The organism is Micrococcus sp. KRD077, from assembly GCF_017168505.1.
In the GTDB taxonomy this organism is placed as follows: Bacteria; Actinomycetota; Actinomycetes; order Actinomycetales; family Micrococcaceae; genus Micrococcus; species Micrococcus luteus.
Genome location: NZ_JABFAZ010000009.1, coordinates 154,992 through 174,048 on the forward strand (window position 1 = coordinate 154,992; position 19,057 = coordinate 174,048).

The window sequence follows — 19,057 nt, forward strand, 5'->3', positions numbered from 1 at the left end:
CATCCCCCCACCGCCGGAAGAGAGGCCCGTCCGTGATCACCCTGGACCGCCCGACCCTGACCGCCCGCGCCCTGGAGGACCTGACCGCCTCCGCCCTCGTGGTGGGGGTGGGCACCGGTCCGGACGGCCCCGTGCTCCTGACGGACGCGCTGCCGGCCGAGGCGGCCACCGCCCTCGAGGCCTCGTTCGAGCTGCTGGGCGTGCGGGGCGCCGAGGACGAGGTCCACCGCCTCCCGGGGCTGGGCGGCGTGCCGGTGCCGCTGCTGGTCCTGGCCGGCGTCGGCGGTCTGGACGACGACGGCGAGGCCTCGGACGAGTCCCTGCGCCGCGCCGCTGGGGCTGCCGTGCGCTCCCTGGCCGGCACCGACGCCGTGGCCCTGGCCCTGCCGGCCGACACCCCGGCCCGACTGGCCGCCGTCGCCGAGGGCGCCGTCCTGGGTGCGTACGCCTTCACCGCCCAGAAGTCCGAGCGCGCCCGCGCCGAGGCGGACTCGTCCCGTCCCGTCCGCGAGCTCGAGGTCGTCACCCCGCTCGCCGCCGCGGACGCCGACCCCGTGCTGCGCCGGGCCGCCGTCGTGGGCGACGCGGTCTGCGCCGTGCGCGACCTGGTGAACACGGCCCCCTCGCACCTCTACCCGGCCACGTTCGCGGACGCCGTCGCGGAGGACCTCGCGGACTCGTCCGTGAGCGTGGACGTGTGGGACGAGGACCGCCTGCGCGCCGAGGGCTTCGGCGGCATCCTCGCGATCGGCCAGGGCTCCTCCCGCCCGCCGCGGCTCGTGCGCATCGAGCACGCGCCGGCCGACGCCGCCGCGCACATCGCGCTGGTGGGCAAGGGCATCACCTTCGACACGGGCGGCATCTCGCTGAAGCCCGCCGCCTCGATGATGACGATGAAGTCGGACATGGCCGGCGCCGCCACCGTCTTCGCCGTCGTGCGCGCCGCCGCGGCCCTGGACGTCCCTGTGAAGGTGACCGGCTGGCTGGCGCTGGCCGAGAACATGCCCTCGGGCACCGCCATCCGCCCGTCCGACGTCATCACGATGTACGGCGGCAAGACCGTGGAGGTCATGAACACGGACGCCGAGGGCCGCGTCGTCATGGCCGACGCCCTCGTGGCGGCCACCGACGAGCGACCCGACGCGGTGCTCGACGTGGCCACCCTCACCGGTGCCCAGCTGGTCGCCCTCGGCGTGCGCCACACGGGCGTCATGGGTGACGACGCGCTGCGCGACGAGGTCGTCGCCGCGGCCGACGCGGCCGGGGAGCTCGCGTGGGGCATGCCCCTGCCGGAGCAGCTGCGCGCCTCGCTCACTTCGCGCGTCGCGGACATCTCCAACATGGGCGACCGCTTCGGCGGCATGATGACCGCCGCCACCTTCCTGCGCGAATTCGTCGACGCCGGACGGTCGGAGGGCGACGCCGCCGCACGGACCCCCTGGGCCCACCTCGACATCGCCGGCCCCTCCTTCAACGAGTCGGCCGCGTACGGCTACACCCCGCAGGACGCCACCGGCGTGATGGTGCGGACCCTGGTGGGTCTCATCGAGGGGCGTGCCCGGTAAGGTTGGTCCCGATGTCCACCGCGTCCCCGGCCGCGCGGCCCGCCGCCGACGGCCGGGGGTGGCGGTGACGCACCACCACCACGATCCACCGACCCCAGCACCAAGGAGCAACACCGTGGCCGACAAGGCAACCGCTCAGGAATTCGACGTCCTCGTCCTCGGCGGTGGCTCCGCCGGGTACGCCGCAGCCCTGCGTTCCGTGCAGTACGGCAAGTCCGTCGCCCTCGTGGAGAAGTCCAAGGTCGGCGGCACCTGCCTGCACTGGGGCTGCATCCCCACGAAGGCCTACCTGCACGCCGCCGAGGTGGCCGACGAGACCCGCAACGCCGCCAAGTTCGGTATCAACGCGACCCTCGAGTCCGTGGACATGGCGAAGGTGCGCGACTACAAGGACGGCATCGTCGCCGGCAAGCACAAGGGCCTGGCCGGCCTGCTGAAGATGCGCAAGGTCCAAGTCATCGAGGGCGAGGGCAAGCTCGTCTCGAAGAACGAGGTCGAGGTCGACGGCACCCGTTACACGGCGGAGAACATCGTGCTGGCCTCCGGCTCCGTGGCCAAGACCATGGGCCTGCCCATCTCCAAGAAGATCATGACCTCCACGGAGGCCCTCGAGCTGGACTACACCCCGAAGTCGGCCATCGTGCTCGGCGGCGGTGTCATCGGCTCCGAGTTCGCGTCCCTGTGGAACTCCTTCGGCGTCGACGTCACCATCATCGAGGGCCTGAAGACCCTGGTCCCCAACGAGGACCCGGCGATCATCAAGGTCCTCGAGCGCGAGTTCAAGAAGAAGGGCATCAAGACCAACCTGGGCACGTTCTTCGACAAGGTCGAGGAGACCGACTCGGGCGTCAAGGTGACCCTCGCGGACGGCAAGGAGTTCGAGGCCGAGGTCTGCCTCGTCGCCGTCGGCCGCGGCCCGAACACCGAGGGCCTCGGCTACGAGGAGCAGGGCGTCAAGATGGACCGCGGCTTCGTCCTCACCGACGAGCGTCTGCACACCGGCGTCGGCAACATCTACGCCGTGGGCGACATCGTTCCTGGTCTGCAGCTGGCGCACCGCGGCTTCCAGCAGGGCATCTTCGTGGCCGAGGAGATCGCCGGCAACAAGCCGATGGTCGTCGAGGACATCAACATCCCGAAGGTCACCTTCACCGAGCCGGAGATCATGTCCGTGGGCTACACCCAGCCCAAGGCGGAGGAGGAGTTCGGCAAGGACAACGTCGAGGTCGCCGAGTACAACCTGGCCGGCAACGGCAAGTCCTCGATCCTCGGCACCGGCGGCATCATCAAGATGATCCGCCAGAAGAACGGCCCGATCGTGGGCGTGCACGGCATCGGCAAGCGCATCGGCGAGCAGATCGGCGAGGCGCAGCTCATCGTGAACTGGGAGGCCTACCCCGAGGACGTCGCCCAGTTCGTGCACGCGCACCCCACGCAGAACGAGGCCCTGGGCGAGGCCGCCATGGCCCTGTTCGGCCACCCGCTGCACAGCTGACCCACCGCACTGACCATCCCGGGCCCGTGCGTCGGGCCCACCTCGCAACCCCGGGTGGGCGCCCCCGGCGCCCACCCCTCATGAGGAGCATCGGAACCATGTCTGAAACCGTGAACCTGCCCGCCCTGGGCGAATCCGTCACCGAGGGCACCGTGACCCGCTGGCTCAAGGCCGTCGGCGACGAGGTCGCCGTCGACGAGCCCCTGGTGGAGGTCTCCACCGACAAGGTCGACACCGAGATCCCGTCCCCCGTGGCCGGCGTGCTCGAGGAGATCCTGGTCGAGGAGGACGACACGGTCGAGGTCGGCGCCCCGCTGGTCACGATCGGCGACGGCTCCGGCGGCGGCTCCGCCGACGCGTCGGAGGACGACGCCGCGGCCGAGGAGCCCGCCGTCGAGGAGGCGCAGCAGGACGACGCCCAGCAGGAGCCCGCAGGCGAGCCGGCTCCGGAGGAGCGCGCCTCCACCGACCAGGGCTCGGACGGGGCCCCGTCGGCCGGCGGCGAGGCCTCCGAGGTCACCCTGCCCGCGCTGGGCGAGTCCGTGACCGAGGGCACCGTGACCCGCTGGCTGAAGTCCGTCGGCGACGAGGTCGAGGTCGACGAGCCGCTGCTCGAGGTCTCCACCGACAAGGTCGACACCGAGATCCCCTCCCCCGTGGCGGGCACCCTCCTGGAGATCCGTGCGGAGGAGGACGACACCGTCGAGGTGGGCGCCGTCCTCGCACTCGTCGGCTCCGGCTCCGCCGGCGGCGGCTCCGCCCCGTCGGAGGGCTCCTCCGGTCAGGACGAGGCGTCCGCCGAGGAGATCGAGGACAAGGCGACCGAGGCCGAGGCCCCCGAGGAGACCGAGGAGGCCGCCGAGGCCGCCGGCGCCGAGAAGTCGGAGAAGACGCCGGAGGCGTCTCCGTCCGAGGAGGCCTCCCGGCGCGAGTCCGCTGAGCGCGACTCCGCGCAGGCCGAGTCCGCCGAGGCGCCCTCCGCCACCGAGCCCGGCCAGGGCTACGTGACCCCGCTGGTGCGCCGCCTGGCCCACCAGAACAACGTGGACCTGTCCACGGTTCGCGGCACGGGCGTCGGCGGCCGCATCCGCAAGCAGGACGTGCTCGCCGCCGCGCTGGCCTCGCAGGCCGCCGCGGGCGGGTCCGAGGCTCCGGCCGAGCAGGCCTCCGAGGCTGCCGCCCCGTCGTCCGCCCCGGCCGCTGCGTCCGCCCCGGCCGCGAGCTCCTCCGTGGACCCCTCGGTCCGCGGCGAGGTGGAGAAGGCGCCGCGCATCCGCCAGGTCATCGCCCAGCGCATGCGCGAGTCCCTCGACCTGTCCGCCCAGCTGACCCAGGTGCACGAGGTGGACGTCACCCGCATCGTGCAGCTGCGCAAGAAGGCCAAGGCCTCCTTCCAGCAGCAGGCCGGCGTGAACCTGACGTACCTGCCGTTCATCACCAAGGCGGTCGCCGAGGCCCTCAAGCAGCACCCCAAGCTGAACGCGTCGTTCTCCGAGGACAACAAGGAAATCACGTACCACGCGTCCGAGGACATCGCGATCGCCGTGGACACGGAGAAGGGGCTGCTGGTGCCCGTCATCAAGGACGCCGGCTCCCTGAACCTGACGGGCCTCGCCCAGAAGATCGCCGACGTGGCCGAGCGCACCCGCACGAACAAGATCTCGCCGGACGAGCTCTCGGGCGGCACGTTCTCGATCACGAACATCGGCTCCGTGGGCGCGCTGTTCGACACGCCGATCATCAACCAGCCGCAGGTCGCGATCCTGGGCATCGGTGCGATCGTCAAGCGCCCCATGGTGGTGACCGACGCGGACGGCAACGACTCGATCGCCATCCGCCACATGATGTACCTGTCCCTGACCTACGACCACCGCCTGGTGGACGGGGCCGACGCGGGCCGCTTCCTGACGACGCTGCGTCAGCGTCTCGAGGGCGGCGAGTTCGCCAACGAGCTGGGTCTCTGACGGAAAGGGAGAAGGACTGTGGATATCCTGCACAGCATCCTGGTGGCCGTGCACATCGTGTCCGCCGCAGCGATCGTGGGCGGTTGGTTCGCGCACTTCCGCAACCCGACCGTCACCACCTCGCAGTGGTGGGGCTCCGTGGGCATGATCGTCTCCGGCGTGGTGCTTTTCGGCCTCGCCATGAGCGGGGAGCCGAACCACATGAAGCTGGGCGTCAAGTTCCTGATCGGCGTCATCGTCTTCGTGGCCGCCCTGATCGGCCGCCGCAAGTCCAACCGCGGGGAGGTCGTGCCCACGGGCCTGGCCCACGCGGTGGGCGGTCTGGGCCTGGTGAACATCCTGGTCGCCGTCCTCTGGCAGTGATCAGCCCAGGCGGCTGACGCCGCACCACGCCGCGGGCCCCGGGGAGCTTCTCCCCGGGGCCCGCGGCGTCCCCCCGTCTGGACCGCCGGCCTCCGGCGCTGGATCCGGGCCCGGGGTCAGCGCGGATCGACGGTCTCGACCCGCCACGTCCGACCCGCCGCGCCGCCGTCCCGCCCCTCGGGGCCCTCTCCGTGGCCGCTGCGCAGGACCAGCACGACCTCCTCGGCCGTCGCCTCCCGATGCGCCGCCACGCGTCCCGCGCGGTCCAGCACGGTGTGGGCCGACGTCCGGAGCACGGCGTCGACACGCAGCGCGTCGTCCCCGGCCCGCCGGGCGGGTCCGGCCTGCTCCACCGTCACCTCGAGGCCGGAGAAGGCGAACCCCTCGTCCGTCAGCCGGCGCAGCAGATCCCGGTCGTTCTCCCACGCCGGTCCCCCGGGCACGGCGTAGGCGTCCAGTCGCGCAGGCTCCGGGTCGATGAGCGCGGCAGTCCGGGCATGGCCGACCGCGGCCAGCGCCTCGCCCACGTCGACGGCGTCCTCCCCGGCGGCGTCTTCGCCGGGGGCACCCGCGTCCGGCACCCTCGCCGGCGTCCCGCTCTCCGGCGTCCCGTCCGCCGGGCGCGCCGCGTCCACCGAGGTGCCGGCCGGCACCGCGCCCGCCGGCTCCGGCGCCCCCTCCGTCGCGTCGCCCAGGGACGCCGGCCACCACAGCCCGGCGGTGCCGCCGCCGACGGCCAGCGCGGTGGCCAGCCCGGCGGCCACGAGGACGCCCCGGCGTGGCGCCGCCCCCCGTCGGCGCGCGAGCGCGCGCCGTCTCGGAGCCGCGCGTCGTCGGCGTCGCCGCGTGGGCCCGGAGCCCGGCAGCACCGTGGGCAGCAGGTGCGCCACCTCGGCGGGGGCGGCCTCTCCCAGCGGGACCGGCTCGGGCCGGGCCGTCGCGTATACGGCTGCGGCGGCTCACTTGTGCTCGGCCACACCCGTCTGGCCCTCCCGGACCAGGGCGGTCATGCGGGAGACCGTGCGGAAGTACTTCTTCATGTACCCGCCGTGCATCATCTCCTGCGTGAACAGGGCGTAGCAGAAGACGTCATACGAGATGTAGCTCCGTCTCGTGGGCTCGGAGATGTGTATTAGAGACAGCCGCCGACCACCCGGGCGACGCCGAGGTCGGCGAGGGCCGGGCTGCCGTCGACGCCGAACAGGACGTTCGCCGGGGACACGTCGCCGTGCACCACCCCCTCGCGGTGCAGGCACGCGAGAGCCTGGGCGATCGGGACGAGCACGGTGACGGCCTGCCCCGGGCTCAGGGGTCCGACCCGCTGCACCATGTCCTGCAGCGTGCCGGCCGCGCGGTGCTCGGTGAGGACCCCGAGGCCCCGGTCCGTCTCCACCACGCCGAGCACGCGCAGCAGATGGGGATGCGCGACCCGTCCGGCCTGCGCCTCCGCCGCCAGCGCATCCGGCGCCGCGCCGGCACGGGGCACCTTCAGGGCGGCCCGGACGCCCCGACCGTCCTCGACGAGCCAGACCTCCGCCTGGGCGCCCGCGCCGAGCAGCCGGACGGGTTCCCAGCCCGGGGCGCGCGGCGCAGCCGTGCCCGGCTCCGACGACCTCTCCGGTTCGGTCTCCGGCCCGCCGCCGACGCGTCCGGCCGCGCCGCCGTCCGCCTCGTCCCAGTCCCGCATCGGTCTCCCCTCTCCGCCGCGCCGTCCGTTCCAGCCCAGGGTGCCGCATGTCCCCGAGCGTCACGGCGGTTGTCCACAGGTCCGGGCCCGAGGACTACAGTGGACGTCATGCCCGAGACACCCCTGCCGCCCCTGCGCGTGCTCGGCCTGGCGCCCGACCTGGTGGACTACCACGCCGCCTGGGACGCCCAGCGCGCCCTGCACGCGGACGTCGTCGCCGGCCGCTCCGACGGCGAATTCCTCCTCCTGGAGCACGAAGCCGTCTACACGGCCGGTCGCCGCACCGAGGACGCCGAGCGCCCCACGGACGGCGCCCCCGTCGTGGACGTGGACCGCGGCGGCAAGATCACATGGCACGGGCCGGGCCAGCTGGTCGGCTACCCCGTGGTCCGGCTGCGCGACCGTGCCCACGTCAAGGACTACGTCTGGTTCCTCGAGGAGCTGCTGATCCGCACCGCCGCCGAGTTCGGCGTCACGGCCGTCCGCGTGGACGGGCGGGCAGGCATCTGGGTCCTCGCGGACCGGGACGACGACGGCACGGCCCGCCCGGACCGCAAGGTCGGCGCCATCGGCCTGTCCATCCACGACGGCGTCTCGATGCACGGCTTCGCACTGAACTGCTCCAACTCCCTGGCCCCCTACGAGGGCATCATCGCGTGCGGCATCACGGACGCCGCCACCACCACCCTGTCGGTCGAGACGGGCCGGACCATCACCCCGGCCGACGTCGTGCCGGTGCTCACCCGTCATCTGGACGAGCTCGGGCCTGCGTACATCGCCGTCACCCCCACGGAAGGAATCCCCGCATGAGCCTCGCCCCCGAAGGACGCCGCCTGCTGCGCGTGGAGGCGCGCAACGCCGAGGTGCCCGTCGAGCGCAAGCCCGAGTGGATCAAGGCCAAGGTCCACATGGGCCCCGAGTACATCGGCCTGAAGAACAAGGTCAAGTCCGCCGGCCTGCACACCGTGTGCGAGGAGGCCGGCTGCCCCAACATCTTCGAGTGCTGGGAGGACCGCGAGGCCACGTTCCTCATCGGCGGGGACATCTGCACCCGCCGGTGTGACTTCTGCGACATCACCTCCGGCAAGCCGCGCCCCCTGGACATGGAGGAGCCGCAGAAGGTCGCCGAGAACATCCGCGAGATGGACCTGCGGTACGCCACCGTCACGGGCGTGGCCCGTGACGACCAGAAGGACGGCGCGGCGTGGCTCTACGCGGAGACCATCCGCCGCATCCACGCGCTCAACCCGGGGACCGGCGTCGAGATCCTGCCGCCGGACTTCGGCGCGGTGCCGGAGCTCGTCCAGCAGGTGTTCGACGCGCGGCCCGAGGTGTTCGCGCACAACCTGGAGACGGTGCCGCGCATCTTCAAGCGCATCCGCCCGGCCTTCACGTACGAGAAGTCCCTCCGGGTGCTCACGATGGCCAAGGCCGACGGGCTCGTGACCAAGTCCAACCTCATCCTCGGCATGGGCGAGGAGGACCACGAGATCGACCAGGCCCTGGTGGACCTGCACGAGGCCGGCTGCGACATCATCACCATCACGCAGTACGTGCGGCCCTCGAAGCTGCACCACCCCATCGACCGCTGGGTGAAGCCGCAGGAGTTCGTCCACTGGTCCCAGCGCGCCGAGGAGATCGGTTTCCAGGGCGTCATGGCGGGCCCGCTGGTGCGCTCGTCGTACCGCGCGGGCAAGCTCTATGCGCAGGCCATGCAGCGCCTCGGCCGGACCCTGCCGGAGAACCTGGCGCACCTGGCCGGGGAGAAGACCGCCCGCCAGGAGGCCTCCGCCGTCGTCGCCCAGATGTCCTGAGCCGCCCGACTAGACTGGACCCCGTCATGACGAAGAACAGCCAGCCCCCCGCGTCCTCCTCCGGCTCCACCTCCGCCACGCTCAAGGAGGTCAAGGCCATGCAGCGCGAGCGTCGCCTCCGCGAGAAGGAGCAGGCGAAGGCCCAGCGCCGGGACAAGCGCGCCACGAAGGGCCCGGGCGTGATCTCCCAGCTCAAGCAGGCCTACGCCATGACCAAGGCGCACGACCCCAAGGTCGGACTGTGGATGCTGCTGGCCTTCCTGGGCGCCCTGGTCGTCGGCCTCGTCATCGGCCTCCTGCTGGACAACTGGATCACGTGGCTGCTCATCGCGATCCCGTTCGGTGTGCTCGCCGCCGTCGTCATCCTGAACCGGAAGGCGCGCCGCGCCGGGTTCGCCCAGCTCGAGGGCCGCCCCGGCGCCGCCGGCGCCGCGCTCTCCACGCTGGGCCGCGGCTGGATCGTGTCCGAGCAGCCGGCCGCCGTGAACCCGAAGACCCAGGACCTCGTCTACCGCGCCGTGGGCCGGCCGGGCGTCGTGCTGGTGACGGAGGGCCCCTCCCCCCGCGTCGCCGCGCTGGTGGTCAAGGAGGAGAAGGCCATGCGCCGCTTCCTGCCCGGCGTGCCCGTCACCGTGGTGGAGTCCGGCAACGGCCAGGGCCAGGTCCCGCTGCACGAGCTGCCCGGCACGCTCAAGGGCATGAAGAAGGCCCTCACGGCGCAGGAGGTCCAGGCCGTGGACAAGCGTCTGACCGCGCTCAACACCAACCGGCTGCCCATCCCCAAGGGCGTCGACCCGAACAAGGTGCGCCCGAGCCGGCGCGCCATGCGCGGCCGCTGAGCGCCGACGCACCCGCGCGAAAGGGGGGCGCCCCGCCGAGGATTCGGCGGGGCGCCCCCCTTTCGTCGTGTCCGGCCTCGCGTCGAGTCGGATCCGGCGTCGTCCGGCGCGGGCCGGTGCGCTCACATGCGGATCTCGACGGTGCCGGCGACCTTGTCGTGCATGCCGCGGCCGTCCGGGCCGACGACGACGGCCGGCAGCACGAGGCACAGCAGCGCCGTGCGCACCACCACGCGGTGCACGGGGGCGGTCCGGCCGCCGAGGCGCACCACCTGGGTGCGGCACACGGCCTTGCCCACGGTGGTGGCCAGCAGGGTGATGCCCAGGATGTGCATGGTGGCGAAGACCATCAGGGTGGCGATCGCGTCGGAGTCGAAGAGCAGCCAGGACACGCCCAGGGCCAGGAACCAGTCGATCACGAGGGCGACGGCGCGGCGGGCCGCAGTGGCCATCGAGGTCGGGCCGTGCTCGGGCAGGCCCAGCAGGTCCCCCGGCCAGCGGCCGCCGGCCAGGCCGCCGCCCGGACCGTCCACCCAGCCGGCGAGGTCGCGCCGGGTGATCAGCGGCTCGTCGCGGCGGGTCGGTTCGGGCTCTTGCGCGGGGTCGGGTGCTCTGCGTGCCACCGGCCCAGCCTACCGGCGCGGAACCGCGAGGCTCGCCGTGGGGCGTCACCGACGCCCACGGAGGCCGCCGGGCAAGTAGGGTGATGACACCCGCCACGCCAGCGCCGCCGTGCCGGACATGCCACCATCGTCACGACCACAGGAGCGCACCATGTTCACCTCCCCCGCGGACGTCCTCGCGTACATCAAGGATGAGGGGATCGAGTTCGTCGACGTCCGCTTCACCGACCTCCCCGGCATGCAGCACCACTTCAACGTGCCCGCCTCGAGCGTCGACGAGGACTTCTTCGTCACGGGCCAGCTCTTCGACGGCTCCTCGATCCGGGGCTTCGCCGGCATCGCCGAGTCCGACATGCAGCTCATCCCGGACGTCGCGACGGCCTTCGTGGACCCCTTCCGGGTCCGCAAGACCCTCACGATGAACTTCTCCATCGTGAACCCCCGCACCGGCGAGCCCTACCTGCGCGACCCGCGCGGCGTGGCCCAGCGCGCGGAGGCCTACCTGAGCTCCTCCGGCATCGCCGACACGGCGTTCTTCGCCCCCGAGGCCGAGTTCTTCATCTTCGAGGACGTCCGCTACGAGTCCTCCCCCCGCGGCTCGTTCTACGCCGTGGACTCGGACGAGGCCTGGTGGAACGCCTCCCGCGAGGACGAGGGCGGCAACCTGAGCCACAAGACCGGCCTCAAGGGCGGCTACTTCCCCGTCTCCCCCACGGACAAGCAGGCCGACCTGCGCGACGAGATCTGCTCGGTCCTGGCCGAGGTCGGCCTCGAGGTAGAGCGCTCCCACCACGAGGTGGGCGCCGCGGGCCAGGCGGAGATCAACTACCGCTTCAACACGCTGACCCACTCGGCGGACGACCTGCAGAAGTTCAAGTACGTCGTCAAGAACGTCGCCAACATGTTCGGCAAGTCCGCGACCTTCATGCCCAAGCCCGTCTTCGGCGACAACGGCTCCGGCATGCACTGCCACCAGTCCCTTTGGAACGGCGGCGAGCCGCTGTTCTTCGACGAGAAGGGCTACGCGAACCTCTCGGACACCGCCCGCTGGTACATCGGCGGCCTGCTGAAGCACGCCTCCGCGGTCCTGGCCTTCACCAACCCCACGGTGAACTCCTACCGCCGCCTGGTGCCGGGCTTCGAGGCCCCCGTGAACATGGTTTACTCGCAGGGCAACCGCTCGGCGGGCATCCGCATCCCGATCACCGGCTCCAACCCGAAGGCCAAGCGCATCGAGTTCCGCGCCCCGGACGCCTCGGGCAACCCGTACCTCGCGTTCGCCGCGCAGCTGATGGCCGGCCTGGACGGCATCCGCAACCGCATCGAGCCGGCCGAGCCGATCGACAAGGACCTCTACGAGCTGCCGGCCGAGGAGGCCGCCGACATCCAGAAGGCACCCGCCACCCTGGACGAGGCCCTGAACGCCCTCGAGGAGGACCACGAGTTCCTCCTGGCCGGCGACGTGTTCACCGAGGAGCTGATCGAGACCTGGATCGCGTACAAGCGCGAGATGGAGATTGCCCCGCTGGCCCTGCGCCCGAACCCCTACGAGTTCGAGCTGTACTACTCGGTCTGATCCGCCCGCCGCGGCCCCGACGACGGCCGTTCGTCTCCCACGCCGGAGGCGGGCGGCCGTCGTCGTGCCCGGCCGCGGAATAGTCCGGGGCCGGTGGGCGCTGGATCTGTGGAGACCTCCGCCCGGCCGGGCGGCCCGCAGACCAGGAGCACCATGACCGAGCACACCGCCCCCACCCCCCTGCCGCTGTCCCTGCTGGACCTCGCCCTCGTCCGCGACGGCGCCCCGATGGGCGAAGCCTTCGCCGAATCCGTGGAGCAGGCCCGCGTCGCCGAGGCCGCCGGCTTCCGGCGCGTCTGGTACGCGGAGCACCACAACATGCCCTCCATCGCCTCCTCCGCCACGGCCGTACTCATCGCGCACGTGGCCGCGCACACCGACTCGATCCGCCTCGGCTCCGGCGGCGTCATGCTGCCCAACCACTCGCCGCTGGTGATCGCCGAGCAGTTCGGCACCCTGGCCGAGCTGCACCCCGGCCGCATCGACCTGGGCCTGGGTCGCGCCCCCGGCACCGACCAGCGGACGCTGCAGGCGCTGCGCCGGGATCCGTCGGCGGCCGAGCGCTTCCCGCAGGACGTGCTCGAGCTGCAGGGCTACCTCACCGGCCAGAGCCTGATCCCCGGCATCGACGCCTACCCCGGCAAGGGCACCAACGTCCCGCTGTACATCCTCGGCTCCTCGGCGTTCGGCGCCCAGCTGGCCGCGCAGCTCGGCCTGGGCTACGCGTTCGCGAGCCACTTCGCACCGCAGATGCTCGAGCATGCGGCGCGCCTGTACCGGGAGCACTTCGAGCCCTCCGAGGCCCTCGCGGAGCCGCACTTCATCGCGGCGGCCAACGTGATCGCCGCGGACACCGAGGAGGTGGCCGAGCGGGAGTGGCAGGCCGCGCAGCGGGCGCGCATCCGGATGATGCTCGGCCGGGGCCGCACCCTCACCGACGACGAGGTCGAGATGCTGCTGCACTCCCCCGCCGGTCAGCAGGTGCTCGGGATGCTCGAGTGCACGGCCGTGGGCACCGGCCCGACGACGGCGGCGTGGCTGCACGACTTCGCGGCGCGGGTCCAGGCGGACGAGCTGATCATCACGACGGCGGCCCAGGACGCCGGCGTGCGGCGACGCACCCTGGAGCTGCTCGGGGAGCACGTCGTGCGCGCCTGAGCCGGCGCTCGCGACACCGGAGCACGGCCGGCCCGCCACCCCGTCGAGGTGGCGGGCCGGCGTCGTTCAGAGCCCGTAGAACCGGGTCTCGAACACCTGACGGGCCAGGCGGGTCACCCGCAGGTAGCGCTCCTCGAGCTCCCCGCCGGTCGTGCCCACCCCGCTGAGGCGGGCCACGGCCTCGAGGTCGCGCATGTTCGTGGGCAGCACGTCCGAGACCTTGCCCGTCCACAGCAGCAGGGCGGCGCGGATCCGGGTGGCCAACAGCCACGCCTCCTCCAGCACGGCGACCTCGGACTCGGGCAGCAGGTCGTGCCGGGCGATCGCCCGCAGCGCCGGCAGCGTGCCGGTCACGCGCAGGTCCTCGATCTGACCGGCGTGCTTGAGCTGCATTGACTGCACGAGCCACTCGACGTCCGAGAGCCCCCCGCGCCCGAGCTTGACATGGCGCGCCGGATCCGCCCCGCGGGGCAGCCGCTCGGCCTCCACGCGGGCCTTGATCCGGCGGATCTCCCGGGCATCGGCGGCCGAGAGGTCCTGCGCGTAGCGGACGCCGTCGGCCCAGCGGCGGAAGTCGGTGGCCAGGTCGTCGTCGCCGGCCAGGGGGCGGGCGCGCAGCAGCGCCTGCCGCTCCCACACCTCGGCCCAGCGACCGTAGTACTCCCGGTACGAGTCCAGGGTGCGCACCAGGGGCCCCTGGCGTCCCTCGGGGCGCAGGTCGGCGTCCACCTCGAGCCGCCGCTCCCCGGGCAGCGGCGGCGCGACGGGCTTCTGCAGGAGGGCCATGAGCGTGCGGACGACCTCCTCGGCCTGCTCGCGCGCCCGCCCCTCGTCGACGCCGGGGCGTGGCCGGTGCACGAACAGGGCGTCGAGGTCCGAGCCGTAGGTGATCTCCCGGCCGCCCTGGCGGCCCATGGCCACCACGAGCACGTCGGTGAGCGGGTCGGCGTCCCCGACGACGGCGCGCGAGGCCACGCGCAGGGCGCCGACGACGGTGATCTGGTCGATGTCCGACAGGGCCCCGGTGACGGCCTCGAGGTCCAGCAGCCCCGAGATGTCCGCCAGGGCCACGCGCAGGGTCTCGCTGCGCCGCACCTGCCGCACATGGCGCACGGCCGCGGGGGCCTCCTCCGCGGCCACGCGGCGGTCGAGCCGCGCGTCGACCTGGCGCCACAGCTGGATCGCGCCCCGGGGGTCGAGCTCCCGGTCGTCGCCCACCCAGGCCACGGCCTCGGGCGAGTGCTCGAGCAGGTCCCCCACGAACCGGGAGCCGGACAGGACCAGGCACAGCCGTCGGGCGGCGTCCGAGGAGTCGCGGAGCATCCGCAGATACCAGGCCGTGCCGCCCAGCGACTCGGAGAGCCGGCGGAAGGCGAGCAGGCCGCCGTCGGGGTCGGCGCCCCGCGCGAACCAGCCGAGCATGGCCGGCAGCAGTTGCCGCTGGACCGCGGCCCGGCGCGAGACGCCCTGCGTGAGGGCCTCGATGTGCCGCAGGGCGCCCTGCGGGTCGCGGTAGCCCAGCGCCGCCAGGCGGTCGCGGACGGCCTCCGCGGACAGCCGCACGTCCTCGGCGGACAGGGCGGCCGTCGTCGACAGCAGCGGCCGGTAGAACACGGTCTCGTGGAGACCGCGCACGGCGCGGCGCACGCGCGTGAACTCGGCCTGGAGGTCCTCGCCGGTGGCGGGGCCCCGGTCCGCGGCGCCGCGCATCGACCGGGCGACGATGCGGCGGGCCTCCTCCTTGACCGGCATCAGGTGGGTGCGCCGCAGGTGCACGAGCTGGATGCGGTGCTCGAGGGTGCGCAGCCACCGGTAGTGCTCGTCGAACGCCCGCGCGTCTCGCGTGGTGACGTAGGAGGCGGCGTGCAGCGCCCGCACCGCGTCGAGCGTGCCGCGCACCCGCAGCGACTCGTCCGCACGGCCGTGCACGAGCTGGAGCAGCTGGGCCGTGAACTCGACGTCGCGCAGACCGCCGGGCCCGAGCTTGATCTCCCGCTCGCGCTCCGCGGGGGCGAGGGTGTCCAGGACCCGGGCGCGCATGGCCCGGACGGACTCGACGAACCCGTCGCGCGAGGAGGACTCCCACACCCGGGGCCAGATCTCCGCGATGTAGCGCTCGCCGAGCTGTGGCGAGCCCGCGATGGGACGGGCCTTGAGCAGGGCCTGGAACTCCCAGCCGTGGGCCCAGCGGCGGTAGTACTCGGCGTGGGACTCCACGGTGCGGCTCAGGGCGCCGTCCTTGCCCTCGGGACGCAGGTTGGCGTCCACTTCCCACAGCCCCGGCTCGGGGGCCGCACCCTGGATCACGCGGCCGATGCCCGCGGCCAGCTCGGCCGCGAGCGCGGCGGCGCGCGGCCCGTCCGGGACCTGGGCGTCGGGGTCCGCGCCGTCCACGGCCTCGCGGACGGCGTGGGCGAACACGACGTCCACGTCCGAGACGTAGTTGAGCTCGCCGGCGCCGCACTTGCCCATGCCGATCACGGCGAGGTCCAGGCGGTCCACCACGGGGCCCTCCCGCTCGGTGAGGACGGCCCGTGAGACGGCGAGCGCCGCGTCCACGGCGGCGCCGGCCAGGTCCGCGAGCCAGCGGCCCACCGAGGGCATGGCCGCCGTGGGCTCGGCGGAGTCGAGGTCACGCAGGGCGATCGCGGCCAGCTGGCGGCGGTAGGCGCGGCGCAGGGCGACGGCGGCGTCCTTGCCGGTGACGGCCGCGAGGGGGCGGTCGGCGTCCGGGTCGGCGCCCACCGAGTCCAGGAGCAGGCGGCGCAGGGCGGCGGACGCATCACCCCAGGGCTCGCCGGCGGTCGGGTCGGGCTGGGCGAGGGCGGGCGCGGTGGCGGCGGCCGCGTCCGGGTCGAGGACGAGGTCCAGGTGCTCGGGACGGCGGATGAGGAACTCGCCGAGGGCCTCGGAGGCGCCGAGCAGCCGCAGCAGGCGGGCCGTCGTCCCGGGGTCCCGGAGGGCGTGGTGGACGCGGGGCTCGCGCTCGGCCAGGCGCACCCACAGCAGCAGGGCCCGGTCGGGATCGGCGGCGTGGCCGAGGAGCTCGACGAGGGGACGCACGTCCACGCCCTCGAACTCGGGCGAGGTGAGCAGCGTCTGCACGCGGCCGGCGTCGGCGACGCCGGCGTGCGCGAGGGTGCGGCGGTCCGGGGCGTCGGCGGTCGCCGCGTCGGGCAGGGCGGACACGGCCGGCGCCTCAGAGGCCGGAGAGGTAGCGCCGCAGCTCGTACGGCGTGACCTCCACCCGGTAGTCGTCCCATTCCTGGCGCTTGTTGCGCAGCAGGGCGTCGAAGACGTGCTCGCCCAGCACGGATGCCACGAACTCGGACTCCTCGGCGGCGCGCAGGGCGTCGTGCAGGGTGCCGGGCAGGGGGACGTGGCCGAGCACGCGCCGCTCGTGGGTGGTCAGCGCGCTGACGTCCTCGGCGGCGGACTCGGGCAGCTCGTAGCCCTCCTCGATGCCCTTGAGCCCGGCCGCGATCAGCAGGGCGTAGGCCAGGTACGGGTTGGCCGAGGCGTCGATGCCGCGGTACTCAATGCGGGCCGAGCCGGCCTTGTCCGGCTTGTACAGGGGCACGCGCACGAGCGCGGAACGGTTGTTGTGGCCCCAGGAGACGTACGAGGGCGCCTCGCCGCCGCCCCACAGGCGCTTGTAGGAGTTCACGAACTGGTGGGTCACCGCGGTGATCTCCACGGAGTGGCGCAGCAGGCCCGCGATGAACCGGCGGCCCGTGACGGAGAGCCGGAACTCGTCCGCCGGGTCGTAGAACGCGTTCGCGTCACCCTCGAAGAGGGAGAAGTGGGTGTGCATGCCCGAGCCGGGGTGCTCGGAGAACGGCTTGGGCATGAACGTGGCGTACGTGCCCTGGGCGGCGGCGACCTCCTTGACGACGGTCCGGAACGTCATCACGTTGTCCGCCGTCGTGAGCGCGTCCGCCGCGCGCAGGTCGATCTCGTTCTGGCCGGGGCCGTTCTCGTGGTGGCTGAACTCGACGGAGATGCCCATCCCCTCGAGGAGGCTGACGGCGTCGCGGCGGAAGTCGGCCGCGTCGGAGCCGGGCACGTTGTCGAAGTAGCCCGCGCGGTCCACGGGCACCGGCTCCCCGTCCGGGCCGGGCTGGTCCGACTGGAGGAGGTAGAACTCGATCTCCGGGTGGGTGAAGCACGTGAAGCCCCGGTCTGCGGCCCGGTCCAGCACGCGGCGCAGCACGTGCCGCGGGTCGGCGGGGGCGGGTCGGCCGTCCGGGGTGAGCACGTCGCAGAACATCCGGGAGCTCTGTCCCTGGTCGCCGCGCCACGGCAGGATCTGGAAGGTCGAGGGGTCGGGCTGCAGCAGCATGTCCGACTCCGAGATGCGGGTGTATCCGTCGATCGAGGAGCCGTCGAAGCCCAGGCCCTCCGTGAAGGCGTTCTCCACCTCGGCCGGAGACAGGGCCACCGACTTCAGCGTACCGATCACGTCCGTGAACCAGAGCCTGACGAACCTGACGTCCCGGTCCTCGATGGTGCGGAGCACGTAGTCCTGCTGTCGATCCATGCCGCCACTCTAGACGCGCCGCGTAGACTCCGGCCCATGTCTGCTCCCCAGTCCCCCCGGCAGCCTGACGACACCGCCCCCTACCTGCCGCCCCCTACGGGCCGCCCGCCCCGTCCCGGTACCGGACGGTCCACCTGCAGCGGGCCAAGGACGAGGGCCGGCGCTTCGCGATGCTCACCACCTACGACGCGATGACGGCGGCCCTGTTCGACGAGGCCGGCGTCGAGGTGCTGCTCGTGGGCGACTCGGTGGGCAACACCGTGCTGGGCCATCCCACCACCCTGCCGGTCACCCTGGACCAGATGATCCTGTTCACCCAGGCCGTGGTGCGCGGTGCCGAGCGTGCCCTCGTGGTCGCGGACCTGCCCTTCGGCTCGTACGAGGCCTCCCCGCGGCAGGCCGTCGAGTCGGCCGTGCGCCTCGTGAAGGAGTCCGGCGCGCACGCCGTCAAGGTGGAGGGCGACGAGCGCTTCGCCGAGCACGTGGCCGCGATGACGGCAGCCGGCGTCGCGGTCATGGCCCACATCGGCTTCACCCCGCAGTCCGAGCACGTGCTCGGCGGCTACCGGGTGCAGGGCCGCGGCGCGGGGGCGGCCGAGCGGATGACGGCGTCGGCCCGGGCCCTCGAGGCCGCGGGGGCGTTCGCCGTCCTGATGGAGATGGTCCCCTCGGACGTCGCCGCCGCCGTCGACGCCGCGCTGCGGGTGCCCACCGTGGGCATCGGCGCGGGCCCGGGCACCACGGGCCAGGTGCTCGTGTGGCAGGACATGCTCGGCCTGCGCGAGGGACGGGTGCCCCGGTTCGTCCGTCAGTACGCCCGCCTGCACGAGGTCGTGGGCGACGCGGTCCGGGCCTATCGCGCGGACGTGCTCGACGGCGCGTTCCCGGCCCCGGAGCACGGCTTCGAGGGCTGAACCCGCCCCGTGAGACGACCGGGCCCCCGTCCGAGGGACGGGGGCCCGGCGTCGTCCGGCGCCGCGGTCAGGAGGCGTCGTCGACGGGACGGCTGTCCCAGTCGTCGTCGCGCTCGTCCCAGGCGTCGGCGGTCTCGTTGTTCGCCCGCACGCGGTCCATCGCGGCCTGGGCCTCCTCACGGGTGCCGAACGGGCCCAGCAGCTGGGACCAGTCCGACTGGGCGCCCACCTCCACCTGATGCGTGTTGACGTTGTACCAGAACTCGCTCGTCTCGGTCATGGGGGCCACAGTAGCCGGGCCGATAGGCTGGAGGACATGTCCCAGCGTCAGAACCCCGTCGCCCCGTCCAGCCACAACGGTCCCCGCCCTGCGGGCCCCACCGCGCCGGAGCCCGGGTCCGGGATGAACTCGTCCACGGCCTCCATGAGGTCCTCGACGGACTTGACCCACTGGGGGTCGCCCTCGAGGGCCTTCAGACCGGAGGTGCGGATGACCGGGGCCTCGTCGCCGTCGAAGTC

16 protein-coding genes and 2 pseudogenes are annotated in these 19,057 nt (G+C 73.2%); 10 read left to right on the top strand and 8 right to left on the bottom strand.

The annotated features are described in order from the left end of the window. Window positions 1–32: 32 nt before the first annotated feature. The 4 genes from J1M39_RS03135 (at window position 33) to J1M39_RS03150 (ending at window position 5,387) form a co-directional block, all read left to right on the top strand. Window positions 33–1,565, top strand: coding sequence for a leucyl aminopeptidase (locus J1M39_RS03135; protein WP_206496463.1), 1,533 nt, complete (start codon window positions 33–35; stop codon window positions 1,563–1,565). Window positions 1,566–1,680: 115 nt separating this feature from the next. After that, the gene (lpdA, locus tag J1M39_RS03140) at window positions 1,681–3,060 is read left to right on the top strand and encodes a dihydrolipoyl dehydrogenase (protein ID WP_206496452.1); all 1,380 of its coding nucleotides are present in this window, start codon (window positions 1,681–1,683) and stop codon (window positions 3,058–3,060) included. A 98-nt stretch (window positions 3,061–3,158) separates the two neighbouring features. Then, window positions 3,159–5,024 carry a 2-oxoglutarate dehydrogenase, E2 component, dihydrolipoamide succinyltransferase gene (sucB, locus tag J1M39_RS03145; RefSeq protein WP_206496453.1) on the top strand — a complete coding sequence of 622 codons (1,866 nt, stop codon included), beginning with the start codon at window positions 3,159–3,161 and terminating at the stop codon, window positions 5,022–5,024. A gap of 18 nt (window positions 5,025–5,042) precedes the next feature. Further along, window positions 5,043–5,387 carry a hypothetical protein gene (locus J1M39_RS03150; RefSeq protein WP_010078527.1) on the top strand — a complete coding sequence of 115 codons (345 nt, stop codon included), beginning with the start codon at window positions 5,043–5,045 and terminating at the stop codon, window positions 5,385–5,387. 116 nt (window positions 5,388–5,503) lie between these two features. Here the strand turns inward: J1M39_RS03150 and J1M39_RS03155 are convergent, their stop codons facing one another. From J1M39_RS03155 to J1M39_RS03165, 3 genes and pseudogenes are all read right to left on the bottom strand, one after another. Beyond that, window positions 5,504–6,151, bottom strand: a complete 648-nt coding sequence (locus tag J1M39_RS03155; RefSeq protein ID WP_241253806.1) for a hypothetical protein — start codon at window positions 6,149–6,151, stop codon at window positions 5,504–5,506. Window positions 6,152–6,346: 195 nt separating this feature from the next. Next, window positions 6,347–6,460: pseudogene (locus J1M39_RS03160) on the bottom strand (cell division protein ZapE); the annotation flags it as partial. A 59-nt stretch (window positions 6,461–6,519) separates the two neighbouring features. Further along, entirely contained in the window at window positions 6,520–7,074 is a 555-nt protein-coding gene (locus J1M39_RS03165) for a protein kinase domain-containing protein (protein WP_241253807.1), read from the bottom strand. Window positions 7,075–7,182: 108 nt separating this feature from the next. On the opposite strand from J1M39_RS03165, the gene lipB reads away from it, so the two are divergent. From lipB to J1M39_RS03180, 3 genes are read left to right on the top strand one after another with little or no spacing between them, the layout of a single operon-like run. Continuing rightward, window positions 7,183–7,884, top strand: coding sequence for a lipoyl(octanoyl) transferase LipB (lipB, locus tag J1M39_RS03170; RefSeq protein ID WP_036314221.1), 702 nt, complete (start codon window positions 7,183–7,185; stop codon window positions 7,882–7,884). Further along, window positions 7,881–8,888 carry a lipoyl synthase gene (gene lipA, locus J1M39_RS03175; protein ID WP_122054353.1) on the top strand — a complete coding sequence of 336 codons (1,008 nt, stop codon included), beginning with the start codon at window positions 7,881–7,883 and terminating at the stop codon, window positions 8,886–8,888. The genes lipB and lipA overlap by 4 nt, the downstream gene beginning before the upstream one ends. A gap of 26 nt (window positions 8,889–8,914) precedes the next feature. Continuing rightward, entirely contained in the window at window positions 8,915–9,727 is an 813-nt protein-coding gene (locus tag J1M39_RS03180) for a DUF4191 domain-containing protein (RefSeq protein ID WP_036314203.1), read from the top strand. Between the two features lie 122 nt (window positions 9,728–9,849). On the opposite strand, the gene J1M39_RS03185 is transcribed toward J1M39_RS03180, so the two are convergent. Further along, complete coding sequence (locus J1M39_RS03185; RefSeq protein WP_049146950.1) at window positions 9,850–10,350, bottom strand: RDD family protein; 501 nt, start codon at window positions 10,348–10,350, stop codon at window positions 9,850–9,852. A gap of 151 nt (window positions 10,351–10,501) precedes the next feature. On the opposite strand from J1M39_RS03185, the gene glnA (J1M39_RS03190) reads away from it, so the two are divergent. Beyond that, the gene (gene glnA / locus J1M39_RS03190) at window positions 10,502–11,926 is read left to right on the top strand and encodes a type I glutamate--ammonia ligase (protein WP_036314201.1); all 1,425 of its coding nucleotides are present in this window, start codon (window positions 10,502–10,504) and stop codon (window positions 11,924–11,926) included. Window positions 11,927–12,079: 153 nt separating this feature from the next. Then, window positions 12,080–13,084, top strand: a complete 1,005-nt coding sequence (locus J1M39_RS03195; protein WP_036314199.1) for an LLM class flavin-dependent oxidoreductase — start codon at window positions 12,080–12,082, stop codon at window positions 13,082–13,084. Between the two features lie 66 nt (window positions 13,085–13,150). Here J1M39_RS03195 and J1M39_RS03200 read toward each other — a convergent pair whose 3' ends face one another. Both J1M39_RS03200 and glnA (J1M39_RS03205) read right to left on the bottom strand, forming a co-directional pair. Then, window positions 13,151–16,273, bottom strand: coding sequence for a bifunctional [glutamine synthetase] adenylyltransferase/[glutamine synthetase]-adenylyl-L-tyrosine phosphorylase (locus J1M39_RS03200; protein ID WP_141844051.1), 3,123 nt, complete (start codon window positions 16,271–16,273; stop codon window positions 13,151–13,153). A gap of 10 nt (window positions 16,274–16,283) precedes the next feature. Beyond that, window positions 16,284–17,624: a type I glutamate--ammonia ligase gene (gene glnA / locus J1M39_RS03205; protein ID WP_036383058.1), complete on the bottom strand. Its 1,341-nt coding sequence runs from the start codon at window positions 17,622–17,624 to the stop codon at window positions 16,284–16,286. A gap of 170 nt (window positions 17,625–17,794) precedes the next feature. On the opposite strand from glnA (J1M39_RS03205), the gene panB reads away from it, so the two are divergent. Further along, the gene (gene panB / locus J1M39_RS03210) at window positions 17,795–18,538 is read left to right on the top strand and encodes a 3-methyl-2-oxobutanoate hydroxymethyltransferase (RefSeq protein ID WP_446740321.1); all 744 of its coding nucleotides are present in this window, start codon (window positions 17,795–17,797) and stop codon (window positions 18,536–18,538) included. A gap of 67 nt (window positions 18,539–18,605) precedes the next feature. Here panB and J1M39_RS03215 read toward each other — a convergent pair whose 3' ends face one another. Both J1M39_RS03215 and J1M39_RS12585 read right to left on the bottom strand, forming a co-directional pair. Then, window positions 18,606–18,818 (bottom strand): SPOR domain-containing protein, encoded by a 213-nt coding sequence (locus J1M39_RS03215; protein WP_036314191.1) that lies wholly within the window; start codon window positions 18,816–18,818, stop codon window positions 18,606–18,608. Window positions 18,819–18,931: 113 nt separating this feature from the next. After that, window positions 18,932–19,057 (bottom strand): annotated as a pseudogene (locus J1M39_RS12585) (elongation factor Tu); the annotation flags it as partial.